The 23,233-nt window shown below is 45.9% G+C and carries 22 protein-coding genes; 12 read left to right on the top strand and 10 right to left on the bottom strand.

The genetic code is table 11. The annotated features are described in order from the left end of the window. Positions 1–15 precede the first annotated feature (15 nt). Both dksA and sfsA read right to left on the bottom strand, forming a co-directional pair. Positions 16–459: an RNA polymerase-binding protein DksA gene (dksA, locus tag K5L93_RS06645; RefSeq protein ID WP_016403587.1), complete on the bottom strand. Its 444-nt coding sequence runs from the start codon at positions 457–459 to the stop codon at positions 16–18. Between the two features lie 331 nt (positions 460–790). Continuing rightward, positions 791–1,492: a DNA/RNA nuclease SfsA gene (gene sfsA, locus K5L93_RS06640; protein ID WP_220719010.1), complete on the bottom strand. Its 702-nt coding sequence runs from the start codon at positions 1,490–1,492 to the stop codon at positions 791–793. A 135-nt stretch (positions 1,493–1,627) separates the two neighbouring features. Between sfsA and hrpB the strand changes: the two genes are divergently transcribed. The 6 genes from hrpB (at position 1,628) to K5L93_RS06610 (ending at position 8,589) form a co-directional block, all read left to right on the top strand. Next, entirely contained in the window at positions 1,628–4,099 is a 2,472-nt protein-coding gene (gene hrpB, locus K5L93_RS06635; RefSeq protein WP_220719009.1) for an ATP-dependent helicase HrpB, read from the top strand. A gap of 191 nt (positions 4,100–4,290) precedes the next feature. Next, a complete protein-coding gene (mrcB, locus tag K5L93_RS06630; RefSeq protein WP_246615008.1) occupies positions 4,291–6,690 on the top strand; it encodes a penicillin-binding protein 1B in 2,400 nt (799 codons plus the stop codon). Positions 6,691–6,699: 9 nt separating this feature from the next. Continuing rightward, positions 6,700–7,353, top strand: a complete 654-nt coding sequence (locus K5L93_RS06625; protein WP_220719008.1) for a dUTP diphosphatase — start codon at positions 6,700–6,702, stop codon at positions 7,351–7,353. A gap of 613 nt (positions 7,354–7,966) precedes the next feature. Beyond that, positions 7,967–8,158 (top strand): hypothetical protein, encoded by a 192-nt coding sequence (locus K5L93_RS06620; RefSeq protein ID WP_220719007.1) that lies wholly within the window; start codon positions 7,967–7,969, stop codon positions 8,156–8,158. Positions 8,159–8,180: 22 nt separating this feature from the next. Further along, positions 8,181–8,375 carry a hypothetical protein gene (locus K5L93_RS06615; protein ID WP_152784127.1) on the top strand — a complete coding sequence of 65 codons (195 nt, stop codon included), beginning with the start codon at positions 8,181–8,183 and terminating at the stop codon, positions 8,373–8,375. A 19-nt stretch (positions 8,376–8,394) separates the two neighbouring features. Further along, positions 8,395–8,589, top strand: coding sequence for a hypothetical protein (locus K5L93_RS06610; protein WP_246615007.1), 195 nt, complete (start codon positions 8,395–8,397; stop codon positions 8,587–8,589). A 58-nt stretch (positions 8,590–8,647) separates the two neighbouring features. Here K5L93_RS06610 and K5L93_RS06605 read toward each other — a convergent pair whose 3' ends face one another. Further along, positions 8,648–8,833 carry a hypothetical protein gene (locus K5L93_RS06605; protein ID WP_220719006.1) on the bottom strand — a complete coding sequence of 62 codons (186 nt, stop codon included), beginning with the start codon at positions 8,831–8,833 and terminating at the stop codon, positions 8,648–8,650. 208 nt (positions 8,834–9,041) lie between these two features. Here K5L93_RS06605 and K5L93_RS06600 point away from each other — a divergent pair, with 208 nt between their 5' ends. Further along, the gene (locus K5L93_RS06600; protein WP_220719005.1) at positions 9,042–9,413 is read left to right on the top strand and encodes a YbaN family protein; all 372 of its coding nucleotides are present in this window, start codon (positions 9,042–9,044) and stop codon (positions 9,411–9,413) included. A 57-nt stretch (positions 9,414–9,470) separates the two neighbouring features. After that, positions 9,471–9,749 (top strand): hypothetical protein, encoded by a 279-nt coding sequence (locus K5L93_RS06595; protein WP_016403553.1) that lies wholly within the window; start codon positions 9,471–9,473, stop codon positions 9,747–9,749. A gap of 33 nt (positions 9,750–9,782) precedes the next feature. Here the strand turns inward: K5L93_RS06595 and hemL are convergent, their stop codons facing one another. Beyond that, positions 9,783–11,066 carry a glutamate-1-semialdehyde 2,1-aminomutase gene (gene hemL / locus K5L93_RS06590; RefSeq protein WP_220719004.1) on the bottom strand — a complete coding sequence of 428 codons (1,284 nt, stop codon included), beginning with the start codon at positions 11,064–11,066 and terminating at the stop codon, positions 9,783–9,785. 275 nt (positions 11,067–11,341) lie between these two features. Here hemL and K5L93_RS06585 point away from each other — a divergent pair, with 275 nt between their 5' ends. From K5L93_RS06585 to K5L93_RS06570, 4 genes are all read left to right on the top strand, one after another. Continuing rightward, positions 11,342–12,004 carry a DUF6776 family protein gene (locus K5L93_RS06585; protein ID WP_220719003.1) on the top strand — a complete coding sequence of 221 codons (663 nt, stop codon included), beginning with the start codon at positions 11,342–11,344 and terminating at the stop codon, positions 12,002–12,004. A gap of 110 nt (positions 12,005–12,114) precedes the next feature. Beyond that, the gene (erpA, locus tag K5L93_RS06580) at positions 12,115–12,474 is read left to right on the top strand and encodes an iron-sulfur cluster insertion protein ErpA (RefSeq protein ID WP_016403550.1); all 360 of its coding nucleotides are present in this window, start codon (positions 12,115–12,117) and stop codon (positions 12,472–12,474) included. Between the two features lie 188 nt (positions 12,475–12,662). Continuing rightward, positions 12,663–13,769 (top strand): efflux RND transporter periplasmic adaptor subunit, encoded by a 1,107-nt coding sequence (locus K5L93_RS06575; protein ID WP_220719002.1) that lies wholly within the window; start codon positions 12,663–12,665, stop codon positions 13,767–13,769. Then, entirely contained in the window at positions 13,769–16,897 is a 3,129-nt protein-coding gene (locus K5L93_RS06570; protein WP_220719001.1) for an efflux RND transporter permease subunit, read from the top strand. The genes K5L93_RS06575 and K5L93_RS06570 overlap by 1 nt, the downstream gene beginning before the upstream one ends. Positions 16,898–16,967: 70 nt before the next feature. On the opposite strand, the gene K5L93_RS06565 is transcribed toward K5L93_RS06570, so the two are convergent. The 6 genes from K5L93_RS06565 to K5L93_RS06540 form a co-directional block, all read right to left on the bottom strand. After that, on the bottom strand, positions 16,968–18,074 hold the full coding sequence (locus K5L93_RS06565; RefSeq protein WP_220719000.1) for an anhydro-N-acetylmuramic acid kinase: 1,107 nt from the start codon (positions 18,072–18,074) through the stop codon (positions 16,968–16,970). Positions 18,075–18,082: 8 nt separating this feature from the next. Next, the gene (locus K5L93_RS06560; RefSeq protein ID WP_246615006.1) at positions 18,083–19,741 is read right to left on the bottom strand and encodes a peptidoglycan DD-metalloendopeptidase family protein; all 1,659 of its coding nucleotides are present in this window, start codon (positions 19,739–19,741) and stop codon (positions 18,083–18,085) included. Positions 19,742–20,079: 338 nt separating this feature from the next. Further along, entirely contained in the window at positions 20,080–20,928 is an 849-nt protein-coding gene (locus tag K5L93_RS06555) for a cobalamin-binding protein (RefSeq protein ID WP_220718999.1), read from the bottom strand. 37 nt (positions 20,929–20,965) lie between these two features. Beyond that, positions 20,966–21,913 (bottom strand): cobalamin biosynthesis protein CobD/CbiB, encoded by a 948-nt coding sequence (locus tag K5L93_RS06550; protein ID WP_220718998.1) that lies wholly within the window; start codon positions 21,911–21,913, stop codon positions 20,966–20,968. Next, complete coding sequence (mtnN, locus tag K5L93_RS06545) at positions 21,913–22,611, bottom strand: 5'-methylthioadenosine/S-adenosylhomocysteine nucleosidase (RefSeq protein WP_220718997.1); 699 nt, start codon at positions 22,609–22,611, stop codon at positions 21,913–21,915. Before mtnN ends, K5L93_RS06550 begins: the two co-directional genes overlap by 1 nt. Positions 22,612–22,674: 63 nt before the next feature. Then, positions 22,675–23,103, bottom strand: a complete 429-nt coding sequence (locus tag K5L93_RS06540; protein ID WP_220718996.1) for a GNAT family N-acetyltransferase — start codon at positions 23,101–23,103, stop codon at positions 22,675–22,677. Between the last annotated feature and the right edge of the window lie 130 nt (positions 23,104–23,233).

Raw genomic sequence — 23,233 nt, 5'->3', positions numbered from 1 at the left:
GGCTTTAAACAAAAACTAGCCGACCAGTTGTTTCTCTTTGATCTCAGCTAAGGTTTTGCAATCGATACACAGATCAGCTGTTGGTCTAGCTTCTAAACGGCGAATGCCGATTTCCACACCACAGGCATCACAAAAACCGAAGTCATCTTCAATTTTAAGTAAGGTCTTCTCGATTTTCTTGATCAGCTTGCGTTCGCGGTCGCGAGTACGAAGTTCAAGGCTGAATTCTTCCTCTTGCGCCGCGCGGTCAACTGGATCAGGGAAGTTAGCCGCTTCGTCTTTCATATGCGTTACAGTGCGATCAACTTCTTCACGAAGTTGGTTGCGCCACGCTTCAAGAATAGTTCGGAAGTGGTCTAACTGAGCATCGTTCATGTACTCTTCGCCAGGCTGAGCTTGATATGGTTCAACCCCTGCGATAGAGAGCACACCTAGTGTTTTCTTTTTGCCGTCTGGCATACTTCTCTCCCAAATTCCGTACGACTTTTTTCGTTAAACAGTCGAGGATGTAAATTAGGCGGGTATCTATAGCAGAAAGGCTAACGTACCGCAAATGAATTGCCATGAATTTGCCAATTCTGCCTAAGCTCGGTAAAAGAATGTAGACTGTTTGCTGTTTTTTTGACCACCCCTATAAAGTAGTAAATGTTTTGCTGATGTTGTCATAAAAATGTCACCGTCATCCCTATCATCTAGCCGTTATTTGCAAAATGTTCCAGTTTGCTATGAGTCAAACTTAGCTCAATTTCATGTAAATATTAATGTACAAGTCAGTATAGCACTGGCCGAACTAGTACACCGGCACGGCATGATCTAGCTTGCATTGCTGAGGGCTTAGTTTGGCTTTGTAAGCCAGCACTTCTACTCCTTGCCGCTTAGCTAATGCTAGTAATTCTGCGTAACTTGGGTCGATGTGAGCAGCAGCTTGAACAGTATTTATTCCGCTGTGTAATACGGCAAACAACAATATCGCGCGATGACCTTGTTGCTTCATTTCAATTAGTTCTCGTAAATGCTTTTGACCGCGGGTGCTTACTGCATCTGGGAAGTAGCCTTTACCGTTTTGCAGCAAGGTACAAGACTTCACCTCTATGTAGCACTTTTCACGCTTTGGGTCTTCCAGCAAAAAATCGATGCGGCTGTTTTCGCTGCCATATTTTACTTCGCGGCGAAGCTGAGCATAGCCGCTTAGCTCGGTAATAATGTCTTGTTTAATAGCTTGTTCAACCCACTCGTTAGCTTTGGCGGTGTTCACACAAATAGTATCGCCATCTTTGGTTTGGCTGAGCTCCCAGCTAAGTGAGTACTTACGTTTAGAGTTGTTTGATTGACTATACCAAACAGTATTACCAGGCTCGGCACAACCGGTCATAGCGCCTGTGTTGGCACAGTAAATGGTGGTTTCACTGCCGTCTTCAAGAACAACATCGGCGAGAAAACGTTTATAGCGTTTGATTAAGGTGGCAGCTTTTAATGGTGATTCAAATGACATAAAGCGTTGTTAAGCGAGTAAATAGTGAATGCATGCTAACACTTAAGCACTAAGCTGGAGAATAAGTTTGCTTGGGTCACTCTCACGCTTTGGGTACACTAGCCGGGTTTAGTGTTTTGCAATAATGGAGCGGTTTTGAGCGCATTGCCTGTTACCCAGATATTCCCTGATTTATTGGCGAGTTTGAGCAATAAACAACAGTTTATAGTATGTGCTCCACCGGGGGCCGGTAAGTCGACAGCATTACCGCTAATGTTACTGCAACAAGCAAAGCTTAAAGGCAAAATTATTTTGCTGGAGCCACGGCGTTTAGCTGCGCGCAATATCGCAGAGTTTTTGGCAAGCCAATTAGGCGAATCGGTGGGGGAGCGAGTTGGCTACCAAATGCGCGGTGACAAGCGACATTCTTCTCAGACCCAGTTATTAGTGGTAACCGAAGGCATATTAACTCGCTTGATTCAGCAAGATCCTGAGCTAGATGGCGTTGCGATGGTGATCTTCGATGAATTTCACGAACGCAGCATTCATGCCGATTTAGGTTTAGCGCTTAGCCTAGAAGTACAGCAGGCTTTTAACCCTGAGTTAAAGCTAATGATTATGTCGGCTACGCTTGAAAGTGACGCCTTGAGCAAGCTATTGCCCGAGGCGCAGATACTAGAAAGCCAAGGTCGCAGTTTTCCCATCACTTATAGTTATCATTCTATTAAGCGTGATTGGCAGTGGAGCGAGCGCTTTGCCCAGTTAGTGGCAAAAGCCATGGCCGAGCAATCCGGCAGCGTGTTGGCATTTTTACCGGGTAACGCTGAAATTCGCCAAGTTGAGCAGCACTTGCGGCCATTATTGTCGGCCGAGTATCAGCTGCATAGCCTTTACGGCAAGTTGAGTTTAGCCGAGCAACAAGCGGCTATTCGTCCGGCGCAAGACGGCAAACATAAAATCGTTTTAGCCACCAATATTGCCGAAACCAGTTTAACCATTGATGGCATTAGTTGTGTGGTAGACAGCGGTTTAGAGCGCCAAGCAAGTTATCATGCCAATAGTGGAACCACACGCTTACAAACCAAAATGATTTGCAAGGCTTCGGCGATACAACGGGCTGGGCGAGCAGGGCGCTTACAAGCTGGTCATTGTTATCGCGCCTACAGCGAAGAGCAATTAAATCATCGCCCCTTTGCTGCCAGCCCAGAGATTACTCGTAGTGAGTTAAGTCGTTTGGTGATTGAACTCCTACATTGGGGAGCCGATGCCGGAGAATTGCAATGGCTAGACATGCCACCTAGTGCTCACCTTCGGCAAGCCAAGCAATTGTTGAGTGATTTAGCCTTACTAAAAGATGGGCGTTTAAGTGATCGAGCGGAGCAATTAAATAGCAGTGGTGTTGGGCCACGAATGCTCGCCATGTTAGATCAAGCTCAGCAATGGCAGCAGCAACACAATGTTGAAGGCTTGTTGTGGCGAGCTTGTGAGTTAGCAGCGTTGCTAGATAGCAATAACTCACATCAAAGTGATCAACTTAGCCAAGCATTTACAGCCTTAAAAGGCCTTGCTAAGCAGCAATATCAGCAACAATTAAAGCAACTGGCGCAGCGCTTTAAGGTTAAAGCGACTGGGGGCGTAGCCGAGCATTGGGACGGTTTGTTGTTGGCTCAAGCGTTTCCCGACAGAATCGCCTTAAAGCGCCAAGGGCGTAATTATACCTGCAGTGGCGGTTTTGGTTTAGAGCTTGACGAACAACAGCATCAATTGAGCAAAAGTGATGCCTTAGTAGTGTGCGATCTATATTGGCCAGAGGGAAGAAACCAAGGCAAAGTTGCGCTGGCTTGCCAGCTAGATTTAGCGCAACTAAAAACCTTACAAGCAGAGCGTTTTACTAGCAGGTTACATTGCCAGTGGTCCGATTCCGCTAAACGGATCGTCGCCGAGAAGCAGCAATGCTTAGGAGAGTTGGTGCTAAGTGCCAAAGCTGCTGAGCAGCTTGAAGCAGAACAAGTGGTCAGTGCTTGGCTTAAGCAAATTCGAGTTAAAGGTTTTGCTTGGTTGCCAATTGGCGATAAGGCCAGCGCTTGGCTTGAACGGGTACGTTGTGCTCAACAGTGGTTTAGTGAACTGGCGATGGCAGGTTTTAGTGAAGAAGCGCTGTTAGAGGATGCAGAGCAATGGCTAACTATGCACTTGGTGAGTTGCAGAACATGGCAGCAGCTTAAAAATATCGATTGGTTGGCGGCCTTAAAGTCGCGGTTAGATTGGCAGCAACAGCAACAAATTGAAAGTTTAGTGCCTAGCCACTATTTAGCGCCTTCCGGTAACCGGGCGGCGATTCGTTACCAACTAGGGCAAGCTCCGGTTGTGGCTATTAAACTGCAGGAGATGTTTGGCCAACCGCAGTCTCCCCAGCTAGGCAATAAAGTTGCTATTACCTTAGAGTTGCTCTCTCCTGGCGGCAAGCCTTTGCAGCTTACTCAAGATTTAGCCAGCTTTTGGCAGTCTGCTTATGTAGAAGTTAAAAAAGAGATGAAAGGGCGCTACCCTAAGCACCCTTGGCCTGATGATCCGGTTAGTGCGCAAGCCACTCATAAAACTAAACGCCAACTCGAACGCTCCAAATAAACTTAATCGAAAGTCTTGAGCGGTGATTAGCTAAGCACTTAATAGGCAACCGTTAAAATAGGCGCAATTATCACGTTATTTGCGCTTAAAAAACACCGCCAGTGGGAGTATCCTTGTTGCACTTTGGCTTTCGCATTTCCTGCGCGTTTTAGTGAGCCATCCGTTAACGTTTGATCAAGCAGTAAGGCAGTATGAGTCCCAAAAAGCCCGATGGCTCGGCTAAAAAGCCAAGCCCCAAAAAAGCCTCGGCAAAGAAGCCGGCTAGCAAAAGTAACCGTACTCCAGCTAAAAAGACCACTAAACCGCGCTCAAGCGCTAAAAAAAATACTAAACCTTCAAGGGGAAAACGCCTGTGGGGCATTAGTTGGAAGCTAGCATTAGTTGGCATTGTCATTATGGTTGCCTGGGGTGTGGTACTAGACAGCAAAATTCAGCAGCGTTTTACTGGCGATAAGTGGCAACTGCCGGCAGCGGTATATGGCCGAGAGCTACAGCTCTATCCTGGTTTACGCCTAAGCAGAAAAGAGCTGCAAGATGAGTTGGCGTTACTAAATTATCGCAAAGTAAAACGCGCTAAACGTGGTGGTGAATATGCGGTATCGGAAACCAAAATTGAGGTAGTACGCCGCCAATTTGAGTTTGCCGATGGGGTAGAGCCCGAGTTGCCGATGCTACTCACGTTTAGCCCTTCACGTTTGGCTAAAATTCAGCACCGTGATACCGGCGAAGAGATTGCCCAAACCCGTCTTGACCCAGTATTGCTTGAGCGCCTGAATGTGACTGAGCAGGAAGATCGGCTGTTTGTGCCGTTAAATGATATTCCAGCAAGCTTAAAGCAGGCCTTGATACTTACCGAAGATCGCCAGTTTTATCAGCATGACGGAGTGTCACCCATGGCTATTGCCCGCGCCTTAATGGTGAATTTGCGTGCCGGGCGAACGGTACAAGGCGGTAGCACGATTACTCAACAGTTGGCTAAAAACTTCTTTTTAACGCGCGAACGTACCTTATGGCGTAAGCTGCAAGAAGCCTACATGGCGCTACTCATCGATTTTCGTTACAGCAAAGATGAGATTTTAGAGAGCTACTTTAACGAAGTATATCTTGGGCAAAATGGTAGCAATGCGGTGCATGGTATTGGCCTCGCCAGTTATTTCTATTTTGGTCGCCCAGTGAATGATTTATCGGTGGAGCAAGTGGCCTTGTTAGTGGCCATTATTAAAGGCCCTTCATATTACGATCCATGGCGCCATGAACAGCGCGCGATAAATCGTCGTGACTTGGTTTTACGTATATTGGCCGAAGAAGGTGAATTGTCGGCCGAGCGTTATCAGTTGGCTGTGAAAAAGCCATTAGGCTTGAGCAAGCGTGGCAGTATGGGCTATCAGAAAACGCCAGGCTTTGTATCGCTGGTTCGCCGAGAGCTGCAGCAGCATGCTAACAACTGGCGTAATTACAACGGTGTGAAAGTATTTACTACCCTGGATCCGCTATCACAACGTCATGCTCAAAGCGCCGCGCAAAATGTTTTAGAGCAGTTAGACAAAGGCGCGAAAAAGAAATTGCAAACAGCCATGGTGATTAGTGAACGCCATACTGGCGCGATCCGCGCGCTAATTGGCGGCAGGGAAAAGAATAATCAAGGGTTTAACCGGGCATTGGATGCGCGCCGCCAAATTGGCTCCTTAGTTAAACCCTTTGTTTATCTTACCGCAATAGAGCAAGGGCATCAGTTAGGCGAGTTGTTGGAAAACAGCCCCTTAGCGGTGCCTTTAGACGACGGCACCAATTGGCAGCCTAATAACTATGATAAGAGCTTTAGTGAGCCAGTGATGTTAGTGCGAGCCTTGGCCGAGTCACTTAACGTACCAACGGTGCGCTTAGGCCTTGAAGTAGGGGTCGATTCAGTCGTTGATACTTTAAAATTAGCTGGCTTGGAGGAGAATACTCGACCTTATCCGTCGATACTTTTGGGAAGCTTAAGCCTGTCGCCATTTCAAATGGCGCAGCTTTATCAAACCTTAGGTGGGGACGGTGAATATCGTCCACTTTATGCCGTGCACCAAGTGAACGACGGGCAAGGCAATGTATTGTATAAAGCTGATAATGACGCAGAGCGCCGCTGGTCTGAAATGGCCAACTTCCTCACGCTGTATGGCATGAGCCAAGTGACTCGCAGCGGCACTGCGCGCTCGCTCAAGTGGCGCATTCCCAAGGTCGATTTGGCGGGCAAAACGGGCACCACTAACGATTTGCGCGATAGCTGGTATGTGGGCATAGACCAGCGAGAGATTGTTACGGTTTGGGTTGGGCGAGACGACAACAAGCCCGCAGCAGTTACCGGTTCTTCTGCGGCATTACCAGTGTATGCGGCATATCTCAAAACCTCGTATCCACAGTCGCTACGAGCCATGCAACCCGATAACCTTAGCTGGGTACATTTTGCCAAAGCTAATGGACAGCCAACTTCTGCCGGCTGTGGTGAAACAAGCTTACTGCCTGCACCTAGCAGCCAAGCTGAATTAGCCGAAGGCTGTGTGCAACAAAGTGCAACTAAGGCCAAAACCTGGCTACAAAGTTTATTTAATTAAGGATCTGGAATGTTACAAGCAAACCAAGCGCAAATTATGTTGCAGCTACAAGACAACATGAACGCCAAAGTGAACCCAGAGTGGCTAACTACTCGTTCGCCATTTTTGCGTGCGGTAGTTATTGAAGGCGCAGAAGCGATTGAGCATCACGGTTGGAAGTGGTGGAAGAAACAAGACTGCGACCTAGAACAGCTACAAATGGAGCTAGTAGATATTTGGCACTTTGTATTGTCTGAGTTACTGCTGCAATCAGATGGCGAACATGCACCCGCTCAGGCTTACATTTTCGAAAATATTGAGCAAAGCACTGTGCAGTTTGATGGCAAACAGTGGCAATTTAGCCAACTTAACTTATTAGAGAAGCTTGAATTGCTTATTGGTTTAGCTGCCGCTAAGCGCACCAGTATTGGCTTGTTCTCGGCTCTGTTGGGGGATTGTAAGATGAGCTGGCTGGATCTTTATCAGCAATACGTGAGTAAAAACGTGCTTAATTTCTTCCGCCAAGATAATGGGTACAAACAAGGTACTTACCGCAAAGTGTGGGATGGCAGGGAAGATAACGAGCATTTGGTTGAGCTAATGGCTAACTTAGATGCTTCGGCATTGAGTTTTCAAGACGACTTGTACCAAGCCTTACATCAACGCTACGGCCAATCTAAATAATGTAGTATTTGCTGCAATGTGGCGCAGCTTTGCGCCACATGTGAGTGCATTCGCATTGTGCAACAACTTCTCATCTTGCTGGCTTCCTTATAAAAAACTAAACCCATACGTATTTTCTAGATAATTTCACTATTGATAGGCTTTTCATTGGCTTGAAACTGGAATTTTTAGTCTAATCAAAAAAGATATCAAAATTGGCCTCGTTATTGCTCCTTAGTATTTGTGTGGTTAACAGATGAACTTCACATTCACAATTTAAGTAGTAGAGGTAAATATTATGGCTGTTTCAAGTTTTAGAGGTGCATCAGGTGCGAGTTTTTGTCCAAGTAAGTCGAGCGATAAACGAACCCGCAATAATGCTAAATAATCTTTCATTCAGTGATTGTTTAGTTGTTTAAAAAGCGCTTAATAATCTTAAGCGCTTAATCTTTACCCCGCATTTAAATCTCACACGTCTCATTTTTCTGTATCTAACTGCCAGAAAAACCGCAACTTTTCCTTTTTCTCTCACTTTTTTCTAAAAAAATTTAAATTTCTTTGAAATAACCTAGTAGACAGCTAGGTCTTCTTGGTCATGGCTATACAGAGTTAAGCCATTACTAGGAGAAATAAAATGAAAGCCGTTATGTCAGCAATGTTAAGCGTAGTTTTTGGTTCGTTTTTAATGTTTAGCGCTGCGAGTCAGGCGGCGGTTGGTCCCCTAAATGGGGCGCAAGGAAGCACTAATATCGGTACCAGTGGAATAGACCGTCATACCTGTCAACGCGAAGCATTACGTGGCGAAGTAAAGTCGCCGTTTTGTTAAGTAGATAAGTTTTAGGAGAATGATGATGAAAGCCTTAACCACCAGTTTAGTTAGTGTAGTGTTTGGTTCGGCCTTAATGTTTAGTGCAGCAAGCCAGGCTTCTTTTACCCCAGCAAATAGCGCGCAAGGCAGTGTGCAAATAGGTACTAGCGGTATCGACCGTCATACCTGTCAGCGTGAAGCGCTGCGCGGCGAAGTTCAATCGCCATTTTGTTAATAATTAGGGAAGGAGAAGAATGATGAAAGCATTAAGTTCAGCAATATTGAGTGTAGTGTTTGGTTCTGCTTTGATGTTTAGCGCAGCTAGCCAAGCCTCATTTACCCCAGCAAGTAGTTTGCAAGATAGCGTGCAAATAGGCACTAGCGGTAATGACCGCCATACCTGCCAGCGTGAAGCCTTGCGTGGCGAAGTGCAATCACCTTTTTGTTAAGTACTTAGAATACTAAAAAAGGCGATGTAGCTTTACATCGCCTTTTTTAATGGGGGTGTTAGGCTCTTGGTCTACAGCGATCGCTAAACTGGGTTTGCTCCAAGTATTCTACCGAGAGGCTTAGTTCAGCTTGATGGTGATTGAGCGGGTTATTGCGCTTGCTGGTAAAGCGATAAACGTTATTGCTAGTGCAGGAGGCAGTGTTACGGTGAAAAACAGTTTCTTTTTGGACGGCTTCAAACATGACGAACTCCTAATTAATAGTTCGCGCCCTTAGGCGCTTTAGCGGTATTTGTTAGCCGCCCGCAAGTTGGCGATTAAATCGGCGGCAGAGTTAATTTAATCATTAGCCGTCTAGATGTCTAATTTTATTTGGCTACAAGTCATAACTAACAGTTATTTATCGCGCCACAGGGTAAACTATTTGCTTACTTATTAAAGGTGCATGTTTAATGCTAAAAGTGTTTTACCTGTTAATTGCGTGGCTAGCGGTATTGCTGGGCACGGTAGGTATTTTTTTGCCTTTGTTGCCTACTACGCCTTTCATCTTATTAGCCGCGATTCTATTTTCTAAAAGCTCTCCTCGGTTTGCTGCTTGGCTTGAGCAGCATCGCACTTTTGGTCCTTTATTAAATGATTGGCAGCAACATGGTGTGGTAAGCCTTAAAGCAAAGTGCAGCGCTACCCTTATGGTGGCTATTTCGGCTGGTTTAATGTTGTGGATGGAGGTTCCGTGGTTTGCCCGTATTGCCGCAGGTACATGCCTGTTAGCTGTGATGGTTTTTCTTTGGACTCGGCCTTCAGTAAAAAACTCTTCCCGCTAAGTTATTGCTTACTATACTCATTTTGTGAATTATAAAATCATCAATAAGAGTCGGGATATGAAAAAACATATTTGTTTGTTGTTAGGCTTTATTGCTGCTGGGGTACAAGCTGGTAATGGCACCGAGGTGGCGAATATAAACTGTAATGGCACTTGGATACGCTCGGGTACCGATAAGTTGGAGTTAATTAGTGCTTGTGGCAAGCCTGAATATGAAGAAGTAGTAAGCGGCGATAACTTCAATAAGTTAGAAGGCGTGCTTTATAACATTAAAGGCAAAAAATACGTGGTGTATCTAAAAACTGGCCAGGTAGTGAAAATTGAATGGCTAAGGTAAAGCCGCACTCTTGGGCAAGTGCGGTAATCCAGCTTATTTTAACTTGGCAAAACAACGCTCTGCTGCAGCAATAGTGGCATCAATATCTGCTTCGCTGTGAGCAAAAGAAGTGAATGAAGCTTCAAAAGCTGACGGGGCTAAGTAAACGCCTTCTTCCAGCATTAAGTGGAAGAACTTTTTGAAACGTTCTGCATCACAGGCGCAAGCTTGGGCGAAGTTAGTCACGCTGCTTTCTTCGGTGAAGAAGAAGCCTAACATTGCACCTACTTGATTAACGGTTAATGGAATGCCTTGGCGATCTGCAGCCGCTTTGAGGCCTTTGGCCAAGCGCTCGGTGATTACATTTAGGTGTTGATGAACCGCAGGATCTTTTAGGGCATTAAGTGCCGCTAAACCAGCCGCCATAGCAATAGGGTTACCCGATAAAGTACCCGCTTGATACACCGGACCAACAGGCGCTAAGTGATCCATAATTTTTTGGCTGCCACCAAAAGCGCCTACAGGCATGCCGCCGCCAATCACTTTTCCTAAACAAGTTAGGTCGGGTTTTACCCCATAATGAGCTTGTGCTCCGCCTAATGAAACCCGAAAACCAGTCATTACTTCATCAATAATAAATACCGCTTGGTATTTATCACAAATGGCACGTAGCCCTTGCAAGAAGCCGTCTACAGGAGGGATACAGTTCATGTTGCCTGCCACTGGCTCTACAATGATACAAGCAATGTCTTCTGGGTATTCGGCAAACAAAGCTTCAACCGAGGCTAAATCATTATAGGTGGCGGTAAGAGTATGTTGAGCAAAATCGGCGGGAATACCCGGCGAGCTTGGTTGGCCAAGGGTTAATGCCCCAGAGCCAGCTTTAACCAGTAATGAGTCGGCATGGCCGTGGTAGCAACCTTCAAACTTAACAATTTTGTTACGGCCGGTGTAGCCACGAGCAAGGCGAATCGCACTCATGGTGGCTTCGGTGCCCGAGTTAACCATACGCACTTGGTCCATTGATGGCACCAATTCGCAGACTAAGTTGGCCATGTCTATTTCGGCAGCGGTGGGCGCGCCAAAACTCAAGCCTTTAGCGGCGGCATCTACCACTGCTTGGTGAATTGCTGGGTGGTTATGACCCAAAATCATTGGGCCCCATGAGCCCACGTAATCGATGTAGCTGTTGCCATCGGCATCATAAATGCGCGCACCGTCGGCTCGTTCAATAAAAACCGGTGTTCCACCTACGCCATTAAAGGCACGAACCGGTGAATTAACGCCACCAGGAATAGTTTGCTGGGCTTGGCTAAAAAGTTGTTCTGAACGAGACATAAAGCATCCTTTAAAATCTGAGTCACGCGCCACAAAGGCAGTAAATTGCGCTCACTATAACAAATAATCAATAGCCAAGTAATGTTGCTTAGCGGCAGCGTTTTTAGGTTGGTGCAGCTTGCATGCTGTAGCTATTTAAATTAAAGAATTGAGCTGCTTAAACTAACTAGTTTTACGGGCAGAAAGTTAGTGGTATCGCAGAGAACTAACTGTAGTTTGTTGCCGAGGGAAAATCTGGGTAAACTGTCGTCTTTTCGCGACAGGTTAGAGTAAAAGTGGCAAAGCCAAAGTTATTAATTGTAAGTTTAATCGCTGCCTTGGCGTTAACTAGCCTGTATGGCTTGTCGGTTGTTGTTGAAGAAAAAGATCAACTAATTAGTCAACTAAAGCAGCAGCTTAGCAACTCTCTCGACAGCCAGTCGGTATTACAACAACGTTTGTCGATGGTGCGCCTTGAGCAAGATACCAGCTTGGCAGAGTTAGCACAGTTAAAACAAAGCATTAATCAACTGACCGAGCAAAAGCTTGCCTTAACTGAAGAGCTGTTGGTTTATAGAAAAATCATGGCCCCAGAAAAACAAGCTGGCGGCATGAAAATTGAACAACTAAACATTGAGCCAATGCTTAGCCCTAACTATTACCGACTGCAGGTATTGTTGATGCAAGTTGCGCGCAATAAACGCTGGTTAAGTGGGGAATTGCAGTTAGTGGTGGTGGGTAGTCAGAACCAAGAACCAGCGCAATATAATTTGGCAGATTTACAAAGTGAGGCCGTTCCCTTGGCGTTTAAATTTCGGTATTTTCAAGAAGTGAATACCGACATTAAGTTGCCCGAAGGCTTTAAAGCGGAGCGGATTGAGCTTACCGCTAAAGTTAACGGCAATAAATGGAACAAAAAAGCCGAGATTATTTACAAACAAAGTTGGCCAAGAGAATAAATACCGACTTGTCCCCTAAAACTATGGGTAAACCCTCTTAGGATAATACTTGAACAAATTACTCGGGTATTACATAATCTGCGTCAGTTAACATTTTTAAGGAATAGATTGTGTCAGAACAAGCTGTAACTGAACAAGCCGCATTTCCAATTCAATTTACCGACGCCGCTGCGTCGCGAGTAAAAGAGCTAGTTGCTGAAGAAGAAAACCCAGCGCTAATGTTGCGTGTCTATGTCACAGGCGGTGGTTGTTCTGGTTTTTCTTACGGATTCACCTTCGATGAAAAAGTAAATGAAGGTGATACCTTAGTAGAAAAACAAGGTGTATCGATGGTTGTAGATTCAATGAGTTTGCAATATTTAGTGGGCGGTATCGTTGATTTCACCTCTGGCCTAGAAGGTTCACGCTTCCTAGTGAACAACCCTAACGCTAGTACAACCTGTGGTTGTGGTTCATCATTTAGCATCTAAGCTGGTTAGCAAAACACCCTACAATTGTATCTTTTTGTAAGCCACCGTCTGGTGGCTTCGCTATTTTTCATACTTAGCTAACGCTTTGTAGCAAATTTGTCAGTAGTCTTCGGCAAAGCATATAGATTGTTTGCACTAACTTGTATACTGATTCTCTTATTTGAATTATCGACAGGGAGTGTTTAATTGTGTCTGTTGCCGTAAAACAGTTTTTTGCTGCTCGCCCATATATCCTTTCTATTTTTATTGTTGCTGTAGTGGTGTTTTGGATGCTTTCTGGTCAAATGACAAATGCAGATGAAGCCAAAGCTGAACCTGAGAAAGCCGCTCACAAGCTAACCCGCGTGCAAGTGAAAACCTACACAGCCGAGACCATTGAACGCAGCTTACATTTATACGGGCAAACAGAGGCGCGCCGTCAAAGTGTTATCTCTGCCGAAGTATCTGGTCGTTTGTTGGAGTTTTTGGTTGCCGAAGGTCGGCCAATTAAAAAGGGCCAAGCCCTTGCTCGTTTAGATATTCAAGATCGTCGTTCACAGCTACTGCGTGCCGAAGCCTTGTTAGAGCAACGCACCATTGAGTATGCTGGGGTTAAAGCGCTTAGCAAGCAAGGGTTCCAAGGTAAAGCCCGTTTAGCAGAGGCCAAGGCTGCGCTGGTGGATGCAGAATCCAATGTTAAATCGCTTAATTTAGCCATTGATAACACATTGGTATTAGCCCCATACAACGGTATTTTTGAAGAAAATATTGTTGAGGCGGGTGCTTATCTAGGTATTGGTGACCCAATCTTAAGGCTTGCCGATACTCAGCAACTATTGGTGCGTACCGATGTGTCTGAGCGCGATATCTCGCAGCTTTCTTTGGGTGAAAAAGCCTACGTAAACTTGGTTACTGGAGAAGAAGTTGAGGGAACCATCGACTTTATTGCTACCTTGTCTGATCCCAATACCCGAACCTTTAAAGTAGAAGTATTACTCGATAACCAACAACAAGAGTTAATGGCGGGGGTGAGTGCCAGTGTGCGTTTCCCGCTTGAAGAAGTAGAGGCGATTAAAGTTAGTCCGGCTGTATTAGCCCTTGATGAAAAAGGTAACCTTGGGGTTAAAACAGTTGTTGATGATGTAGTGCAGTTTGTGCCAGCCAGTTTAGTGCGCTCAGATCCCGATGGCGCGTGGTTATCCGGCTTTAGTGGTGACAACGATGTGATTGTTTTAGGCCAAGGTTTTGTGCGCCAAGGCGATAAGGTTGAGCCTGTCACTAAAGCAGACTTGTTAGCGCAAGAGAGGGCTGAATAATGCACGCTTTTATTGAAGCGGTTTTATCGCGCACTCGAACGGTATTATCCATTCTGCTGTTTTTATTTGTTGCCGGTATTATTACCTACAACAATATTCCTAAAGAATCGGATCCCGATGTCGAGATCCCAGTTATTTACGTATCGATCCCACACGATGGTATTTCGCCGCAAGATGCTGAGCGCTTATTGCTGCGCCCTATGGAGCAAGAGTTACAAGGTTTAGAAGGTATTAAGGAAATGACCGCCACCGCCAGTGAAGGTCATGGTTCGGTGGTGCTGGAGTTTATTGTTGGGGTTGATATTGACCAAGCCTTGTCGGATGTGCGGGCTAAGGTGGATCAAGCCAAACCTAAACTGCCTGCCGGCGGCGATGAGCCAGAGGTGCATCAAGTAACCTTAGCCACAGAACAGCCTGCTATTACGGTGTTGCTGTCGGGTGATGTTCCACAGCGTGCTTTACTAACGATTGCTCGAGACCTGCAAGACCAAATGGAAACCATGAAGCAGGTACTAGAAGTTAACATTGGTGGAGACCGTGAAGACTTTTTGGAGATTACGGTAAACCCGCTTTTGATGGAGTCTTATGGTTTAGACCAAGCCGATATCTACAACTTGGTAAGCCGCAATAACCGTTTGGTCACTGCGGGTACCCTAGATACCGGCAATGGCCGTTTTGCGGTAAAAGTACCTGCGGTATTTGAGAACGTAAAAGATGTTATTGAGCTGCCAATTAAGGTAGATGGTGACCGCATTGTTACCTTTGGTGATGTGGCCTCTGCCAGACGAACCTTTAAAGATGCCAGCACTTACGCACGGGTAAATGGTAAGCCCACCATCTCTTTAGAGGTGAGCAAACGCCCCGGCGAAAACCTGATTGAAACCATTGAACAGGTAAAAGCGCTAATTGCTCAAGAACAAGCGTTTTGGCCAGATTCGGTAATTATTGATTACGCCGGTGATAAATCTAAAGATATTCGCACCATGCTGTCAGAGCTGCAAAATAACATCTTATCTGCAGTCTTGTTGGTGGTGGTGGTGATTATTGCAGTAATGGGCGTACGTTCATCTCTGTTGGTGGGAATTGCTATTCCCGGCTCATTTTTGGCTGGTATTTTAATGCTGTCTTTAGGCGGGCTCACTATCAATATGGTGGTGTTGTTTTCGCTTATTATGGCGGTGGGAATGTTGGTGGATGGGGCCATTGTGGTAACCGAGTTTGCCGATAGGCAAATGAGTGAAGGTGTTCCTCGCCATCAAGCATATTCGCTGGCCTCGCAACGTATGGCGTGGCCAATTATTGCGTCAACCGCAACTACCTTAGCGGCGTTTGCTCCCTTATTGGCATGGCCAGGTATGGTGGGGCAGTTTATGGGGTACTTACCCTTAACCTTAATTGCGACCCTAAGTGCCTCCTTGGTGATGGCATTAATTTTTGTACCTTCCTTGGGTAATATTTTTGGTCGCCCACGTAAATTAACTGCCAAGCAGCAACAGGCGCTAATTAAAGCGGATAAAGGCGAATGGCAAGACCTTGATGGGTTTACCGGTGTTTATTTGCGGGTATTGCACAAAGCGGTAAACGCTCCGTTACGGGTACTGGGCTTGGGCATTGTTATTGCGATTGCAGTAATAATGGCTTATGCCAGCGCGGGTAAAGGTGTGGAGTTTTTTCCTGAAGTAGAGCCAGTGGGCTACAACATTATTGTTCGCTCGCATGGCGATTACTCTACCGATGAAAAGCTACAAGTAATGCTTGAGGTTGAGCGTCGCATCATCGATTTAGAAGACTACGATACGTTATACACTAAAGTAGGTGGCGATCAGCTGGGGGATATTCGGGTTAATCTTAAAGATTGGAACGAACGTCGACCAGCTAACGAAATTATTGAAGACATGCGTTCACGCTTAGCACCTATTGCCGGCTTAGAGATTGAGTTTCGTAAAGACAAAGCAGGCCCACCGGCGGGTAAAGACTTGCAGCTTGAGTTGAGCTCTCGCTTTCCCGAGCGTTTAGAGCCGATGGCCAAGAAAATTCGTGAGTTAGTGAATGACAATCCGCACTTTGTTAATGCCGAGGACTCAACCACCAAACCCGGAATTGAATGGCAGCTTAAGGTTGACCGTGCCAAAGCTGCTCGTTTTGGCGCCGATGTTACTTTGCTAGGTAATACCGTACAGTTTGTAACTAATGGTTTAAATATTGGTGATTATCGCCCCGATGATGTGGACGATGAGCTAGAGATTCGAGTGCGTTTCCCTGAAGAAAATCGCAGCATTAGCCGCTTAAGTGAGCTGCGGGTGAAAACGGCTTATGGCTTAGTACCCATTACTAACTTTGTAAGCTTAGAAGCTAAACCCAAACAAGATGTGATCAACAAGGTGGATGGTCGCCAAGTGCTCACGGTAAGTGCCGACGTAGCGGCTGGGCAAAACCTCAGTATTGAACTTCCTAAGATACAAGAGCAGCTTAAACAGCTTGAGCTTGACCCCTTGGTTGATATTAAGCTGCGCGGCCAAAATGAGGATCAACAAGAGAGTATGGTGTTTTTGGAAAGAGCTTTCTTGGTAGCTTTGTTTGTAATGGGACTGATTCTTATCACTCAGTTTAATAGCTTCTATCAAGCTTTGTTAATTCTCTCAGCAGTATTGTTCTCAACCATTGGTGTATTACTTGGTTTGTTAATCGCTGGGCAAGCCTTTGGCATTATTATGAGTGGTTTGGGGGTAATTACCTTAGCGGGGATCGTGGTGAACAATAACATTGTTTTGATTGATACCTACAACGTTCTGCGTCGCCAAGGCATTGCCGCTCAAGAAGCCATTATGCGTACTGGTGCACAGCGTTTACGCCCAGTAATGCTAACCACTATTACAACCATTTTGGGTCTAATGCCCATGGTCTTAGAGCTTAATATTGACCTGTTTGAGCGCAGTTTTGAAGTAGGTGCGCCTTCTTCTCAGTGGTGGTCACAACTGGCTACAGCAGTTGCTGGTGGCTTAAGTTTCGCAACACTGTTAACCCTTATTCTTACGCCGTGTTTGTTAATGCTTGGCGCTAAATTTAGCCGCAAAGATAAACAAGCTGCGATAGAAGAAGCGAAAGAACAGGAGCTGTTGGGCGCTTAAAGCTCAAGGCAGTTGCTGACAGTTAGGTTCGGTTGTCAAATAAAAGAGGAGGGATGTTACCCCTCCTCTTTTATTTTGCGGGGTATAAGGCGCCAAGAATGGCTGGGCGACTTGCTCCGGTTACTGAGCTAGCGTTGCCAGTTTGTTGTAGTTTAAAACAGCGTGCTAACCAAGCAAAAGCCATCGCTTCCAAGGCTTGTTCTGGAATGCCTAATTCTGAGGTTCGGCTGAGTGTTAACTTAGGCAATGCCCTCGTCAGCAATTCTAATAAAAAGCCATTTTTGTCTCCGCCGCCACACAAATACATCTTGCCCTTATTAGCATCAAATAACTCTTGAGCAATACTCTGAGCGCTTAGGTGGTGCAAAGTACATTGCACATCTACAGGTGTTATTTGGGCAAAGTCTGGCTGTGTGAGAAAGCTATCTAACCAAGCTAAATGAAAATACTCGCGGCCAGTGCTTTTTGGGGCAGCTATGGCAAAGTACTTATCTGCTAGCATTTGTTCTAGTAAGTTTTGCTGGCAGCGGCCGCTTTTTCCCCACTGACCATTATCATCATAATCCAAGCCATTAGGGTGATGACGTTTAAAGTGTTGATCTAACAAAGTATTGCCTGGTCCGGTGTCATACCCCAATAAGCTTTGCCCTGGAACTAAACGGGTAACATTGGCAATGCCACCTATGTTAACAATAAAACGAGCTTCGTTAGCATGGCTGAACATTGCTTGATGGAAGGCCGGTACCAACGGCGCTCCTTGGCCGCCTAGCGCCATATCTTTGTTTCGAAAATCAGCCACCACATCAATGTTGGTTTGCACCGCAATGTGGCTTGGGCTGCCTATTTGCAGGCTAAAGGCTAACTCGGGGAAGTGGCGTATGGTTTGGCCGTGGCTGCCAATAGCTGCAATGTCACTAGCCTTAAGTTTTGCCTGAGCAATAGCTTGAGTTGCGGTAGCTGCAAATAACTGAGCAACCGCCACGCTAGCCTCTGCCATGGTGGCTAGTTCGTTGGCTGCTGGGCTGCATAAACCGTGTAGTTGCTCAAGTAAGGTTTGTGGTATTGCCTGTTGGTAATGGGCTAGCAGAGCAGGTGTTTGCTGGCTAAAATCAACCACCACTGCGTCTACGCCGTCCATGCTGGTGCCCGACATTAAGCCCACATAAATGTCTGTCATTTATTTACCTAATTCATGGCTAGCAATACTCGCTTGGTATTGTCTAGCTGCTTGATTCTGGCCTTAGCAATCGGCAAGAAAATGTCTTTTTGCTTACCTTTTAAAGGCGTTGAAGTAGGTAGTTTCACGGTACGTGGGTTTTTGTGTACCCCGTGCACTAAAAATTCGTAGTGTAAATGTGGGCCGGTTACTCGCCCTGTCGCACCAACGGTGCCAATTTTCTTGCCCTGTTTAACCCGTTGGCCAGTTTTTACGTAGCGCTTATGCAAATGCAAGTACTTGGTGACGTAGGCGCTGCTGTGCTGAATAAACACATAGTTACCGTTGTATTTACTGTAACCCGATTTAGTGACTCTGCCATCGCCGGCAGCTTGCACTGGCGTTCCCACTTTAGCCGCATAATCAATGCCGTTGTGAGCGCGCACTCTGCCGGTTACTGGGTGTAAACGGCGCGGGTTAAAGTTAGAGCTAATGTATTTGAAGTTAACTGGCGCGCGCAAAAAGGCTTTACGCATTGGGCGGCCTTCTGGGGTGTAATAGTTGCCATCTTCGTGACGAACCGCTCTAAATACATCACCTTGGTTAATAAACTCGGCGGCAATAATATCGCCGTTTCCTGCAAATTGACCGTCGATGTAGTGCTCTTCAAACAGCACCATAAAGCTATCATCTTTACGAATGTCTAAAGCAAAATCGATATCCCAGCCAAAAATAGCGGCTAGCGCCATAATTTGTCCCTGACTGAGTTCAGCACTTATACCGGCATTCCAGAAGCTTGAATTGATGGTGCCTTGGGCAAAGTTAGTTCTTACTTCTAGCTCTTGGGTATCTACTTTTACCGCGAAACCATCTTGCTTATTTCGCTCAATAATCAGTGTTTGATGTTTCGATTGTGGATAATGTAGCTCCATTAATCGATCTTGGTCATCGAGATAAAAATCCAGGGTATCGCCGGGGTGAACCGTGCGCAGCTTTCTTGCTTCCCCGCCGAGTTGGTCGATGTCGTGTAAAGTGCGAGCACTTAAACCCACCCGCGAGAAGATAAGCGCCATGCTGTCACCCGATTTAACGGTTTGGCGTTTAAGGGTGTAGAAGTGCTCGGGTTCTTCGAGGGCTTGTTGCGGTTCTATCTCCAGTTGCAGGGGATAACGCACACCTAGGTTAAGTTCTTTGCCTTGCTGCAGTTGCGCAATTAACTCGGCGGCATCGCTGACCTTAACGGTATTATCGGTAGCGTTAGTTTGCGGAGTTAATGAACTTGATGCTTCAGAAGTTTGGGCGATTTCGCTTGCTGCCTCAGCTGCTGCGGCAGGGGATTTAGCCGCAGTATCCATGGCTGAGTGTTGCTCTTCAGCTTGCTCAACTGCTTGGTTTGGAGAAAGCTCTGGCACTTGTTCAACTGCGGGTTTACTAGCTAGCTTTTTCTCTTCTATTTGTTCAAGCTGAGCGGCTGTAGATTGTAGCTTGTCTAAACTGGGCTCGTTAGTGCTGGCGGCGTCTGTTGGTCGCACTTCTTGGATGTTGTTGGCCTTGGCCGAAAGATCGATAGTTTGCCGCAGGCTAGCACTTGCCGACTTTTTTTCACTCGGTATGAGCAGTGCGGCTATTACCAGCATTATGGCAACAAACAACAGCCGACGATGACGTTTAGGTAATAAGCTTTGCAATCTACTTCCAACATACAAACACAGTGATTACCGCGATTGTAGCCAGATGCTAGTAATAATGCCAGATTCAGCGGCGCAAGCCGTGAGCTAAACAGGCTACAGAGCAGTTGCTGACCAAATTGGCGCAAGCTGGTTAATAGTAGTGCAAGCGATTGACTAAGCAACTTTTGCTTGTGCGAAAGCTTATCGAATGACTAAAGCATATTTGTTGGTTTGTTTGGGATTTAAAAAAGGTAAAGCGACATAAAATATCAAATACCTCTTTAGGGGTGGTTTTGTCTGTCGAAAATTTTATAAGATCTTTAGCTTGCTAAAAACTGGCACAACACTTTCATTACTTATATCGAAGATTTTTCTTCACTCGTATATGCTCTCGTCCCACTCAGTTTATCTGGGTGGGTTTTTTTTCGGCTTTTTTCCAGCATGCTACAAAGTTGCTTTAGGCTCTCTAGAGTGCGAAGAGTTAAGCGATGGGCCTTATCGGGGTCTAGATGGTAAATGTGTTGCTGCTGCACAGCTTGAAGCTGTGGCCATTGCTTCCAAGAGTGTTCAAATTCCCATTGGGCAATAATAATGGCTTGAGGATCCGCTTCTAGTACCCACTCTTCCGACAGCAATGGATAGGGTGCCACCGCTTCGGCCATAATATTTTCCCCGCCACATAAGCGAATGCCATCATCAATCCAGCTTTTTGCAGAAATGCTACGCAGCGGTGTGTGCCACATTTGATAAAACACACTCACTTTGCTTTTAGACTGATACTGCTGCGCCAATAGAGTTAGCTGTTGCTCGGCAAACTGGCTTAAGCGTTGTCCGGTTTCTTGCTCACCTAAAATACTACCCAGCTCTGCCAGTTGTTTAGGTAGGTTGTCTAGCCGTTTGGCTTTGGACACAAATACCTGAATGTTTAAGGCGCGTAGCTTTTGCGCCAAACTTTGCTGGTTTCCTTGTTGCCAGACTAAAACTAAGTCGGGCTTTAAAGAAATGATGCTCTCGAGGCTAATGTATTGATAATTGCCAATGCGTGGCAGCGCTTTAGCGGCTTCTGGATAATCGGCATAATCTACTGTGGCAATCAGCTTATCACCAGCTCCAAGTGCATAAACTTGCTCGGTTAAATGTGGGGCTAAGGAGATGATGCGTTGCGGTTTAGCGTAAAGCACAGTGCTGAAAAAGGTCGCTAGCAATACGACGATGAGCTTAACGGTATTGGCTCTTGCAGCCTTAAAGATAGATAACACGCGCAAGGTAAATTGGACAAAGAATAAGTAAGTACAGTAGCGCACTCATATTGAGTTTTAAGGCAAGTCTGTCTAGCTCAGCCGCTTCTGGGTATTGCTGGCTTGGGCCAAAGCGGGCTTGTTCAACTTTTTGCTGTTGGTAATGGCGAGGTCCACCTAGCTCGCTTTGTAAGCTACTTGCGCTTACGCTTATTAGCTTACCACTACTGATATAAGGCCAGCGGAAGCCTTCACTAAGCGCGGCCCTGTTACGAGAGAGTTTGCCATAACAACAGATAATTAATGCTAATAGTTGGAAGGGCAGGTAGCTAAACAGCTGATAGCAGCGACTTGCGGTATGACCAAATTGGCGAAATTGCACGAGTTTAGGGTTCCAAGCAAAGTGTAACTCGGTAACGATGCGGTAGATTAAGGCCGGTACAATGCCTGCCAACATAAACCAAAAAATCACCCCAAACCAATTGGCTGCTAGCCTCAGCAATAGCATTTCAGCAGACGCTTTAGCCACGCCGACTGCAGACAAACTTTCGCAATCGCGTAATACCCAAGGCCGTAAAATGTTGCGGGCGGGTTTGTGCAAATGTTTGTTGAGAAGGTGAGTAATGCGATGGTAACTGTGCATTGGTGCTTGCCATTGTAGCAGGCAAAGTAGCAGGAAACTGTCTACTAACACGGTGAGGGGGTTAAGTTGGTTAAACAAGGCTAAGCCTAAGCTTAGAGGCAGTAAAATCGCCAGTAAAGCCAAACCGCCAGCAATGCGCTGCTGGCGAGGACCATTGCCACTGCGATTTACTTTTATTGATAGTTGCTCGGCAAACCAACGAACTAGCAGCATTACCTGACCAAATCCGCGGCCTGGTATTAAACGTTCTAAGGCTATACCCAAAAAGGGCAGGCTGAGGCTAAGCCACAGCCAGGAGCTTTCGTCCATTAGTCAGTTAGCTTCTCTAACATGGCTAGTACCAAGGCAGTAGAGTGCTTGGCTGCTGTTTCTAAGAATTCATCAAATGACGAGGGCGACTCTTTACCGGCAATGTCTGACAACGCTCGAACCACCACAAATGGCACTTTGGCGAGATGACAAACTTGCGCAATAGCGGCGCCTTCCATTTCTACTGCGGTCATATTTGGGAAGTCGGCACGGGCTTTAGCGACACGTTCAGGATCAGCCATAAAAATATCACCAGTACAGATTTGACCACGCACAATTTGATGGCCTGAAAGCTGCTTAGCAGCCTGTTCGGCAATCTCGATAAGCTTAGCGTCAGCTTTATAGGCGGCTGGGTTAGCAGGCAGTTGGCCCATTTCGTAACTAAAGGCTGTAAGGTCTACATCGTGATAGCGTAATTCGTTAGAGATAACCACATCGCCTACTTTTAAAGCGGGGTCAAAACCTCCGGCAGAGCCAGTATTGATCACTTGAGTGGGTTGGTAGCGTTGCAGTAACACGGTAGTGGCAATGGCGGCAGCTACTTTGCCGATGCCAGAGCGGGTTACTACTACTGGGTGCTGGTTAATTTCACCACTATAAAATTCACAACCAGCAAAACTATAGGTATCACAGTTATCGATCATTTCGCGAAGTGCTACCACTTCTTGTTCCATTGCACCAATAATAGCTGTAGTCATAACCGTCTCTTTATCAAAAGGAAAAATCAGCGGAATATTACCATAAGCTAGTTTAAGGAACAGCTACAGATCGCGCACAAACACCCGTTGTGTTTTACGCTGTTTAAATTTGATGTGCTGGTAAAACTGATTTGCTTGTTCGCGGGTAGAGTCACAACGTACTCGAATTTCGCCAACGCCGCGGCTAGTCGCCCAATGACGGCATTGTTTAACAAGTGCCCGGCCAATGCCTTGATTTTGTGAGTCTTGGTCAACCACCATACCGCTGATTTCAGCAAAGGGTAGTGAGCCTAAACGCAGAGCGATAAATACGTGTATCCAACCTACTACTTGCTCTTGTTCGTTGAGGTAAACAAAGGCTTGGTGGGCAGGGTTTTCTAAAATAGCGTGAATATTAGGTAGTACAGTTTGTGCCGTTGGATTGTAGCCTAGTTGCTTTGCCAGCATGGCCACGTCAACCGCGTCTTCTTCATGAATAGGGCGAATTTGCATAGCATTCCTTAATCGTAGTGGAACTAACAACGGATTTGATAATAAACCATAGTTACCGACTTAAGCGATGAACTGCAAGCAGCTTAGGAAAAATTTATGACTTTTTTAAGGCAATTGGTAACTTGTTATT

The sequence above is a fragment of the Agarivorans litoreus genome (genome assembly GCF_019649015.1).
Lineage (GTDB): Bacteria > Pseudomonadota > Gammaproteobacteria > Enterobacterales > Celerinatantimonadaceae > Agarivorans > Agarivorans litoreus.
The sequence above is the reverse complement of the archived record's forward strand: the minus strand, read 5'-3'. Positions and strand labels throughout refer to the sequence as shown.

Excerpts from the sequence above, each read along its gene's own strand:
- K5L93_RS06615 (WP_152784127.1), top strand. The coding sequence starts at position 8,181 with ATGATGAAAGCCTTAACCACCAGTTTAGTTAGTGTAGTGTTTGGTTCG.
- K5L93_RS06600 (WP_220719005.1), top strand. The coding sequence starts at position 9,042 with ATGCTAAAAGTGTTTTACCTGTTAATTGCGTGGCTAGCGGTATTGCTG.
- K5L93_RS06595 (WP_016403553.1), top strand. The coding sequence starts at position 9,471 with ATGAAAAAACATATTTGTTTGTTGTTAGGCTTTATTGCTGCTGGGGTA.
- K5L93_RS06620 (WP_220719007.1), top strand. The coding sequence starts at position 7,967 with ATGAAAGCCGTTATGTCAGCAATGTTAAGCGTAGTTTTTGGTTCGTTT.
- sfsA (WP_220719010.1), bottom strand. The coding sequence starts at position 1,492 with ATGTCATTTGAATCACCATTAAAAGCTGCCACCTTAATCAAACGCTAT.
- dksA (WP_016403587.1), bottom strand. The coding sequence starts at position 459 with ATGCCAGACGGCAAAAAGAAAACACTAGGTGTGCTCTCTATCGCAGGG.
- K5L93_RS06570 (WP_220719001.1), top strand. The coding sequence starts at position 13,769 with ATGCACGCTTTTATTGAAGCGGTTTTATCGCGCACTCGAACGGTATTA.
- hemL (WP_220719004.1), bottom strand. The coding sequence starts at position 11,066 with ATGTCTCGTTCAGAACAACTTTTTAGCCAAGCCCAGCAAACTATTCCT.
- mrcB (WP_246615008.1), top strand. The coding sequence starts at position 4,291 with ATGAGTCCCAAAAAGCCCGATGGCTCGGCTAAAAAGCCAAGCCCCAAA.
- K5L93_RS06610 (WP_246615007.1), top strand. The coding sequence starts at position 8,395 with ATGATGAAAGCATTAAGTTCAGCAATATTGAGTGTAGTGTTTGGTTCT.
- K5L93_RS06565 (WP_220719000.1), bottom strand. The coding sequence starts at position 18,074 with ATGACAGACATTTATGTGGGCTTAATGTCGGGCACCAGCATGGACGGC.
- K5L93_RS06540 (WP_220718996.1), bottom strand. The coding sequence starts at position 23,103 with ATGCAAATTCGCCCTATTCATGAAGAAGACGCGGTTGACGTGGCCATG.
- mtnN (WP_220718997.1), bottom strand. The coding sequence starts at position 22,611 with ATGACTACAGCTATTATTGGTGCAATGGAACAAGAAGTGGTAGCACTT.
- K5L93_RS06605 (WP_220719006.1), bottom strand. The coding sequence starts at position 8,833 with ATGTTTGAAGCCGTCCAAAAAGAAACTGTTTTTCACCGTAACACTGCC.
- K5L93_RS06625 (WP_220719008.1), top strand. The coding sequence starts at position 6,700 with ATGTTACAAGCAAACCAAGCGCAAATTATGTTGCAGCTACAAGACAAC.
- K5L93_RS06550 (WP_220718998.1), bottom strand. The coding sequence starts at position 21,913 with ATGGACGAAAGCTCCTGGCTGTGGCTTAGCCTCAGCCTGCCCTTTTTG.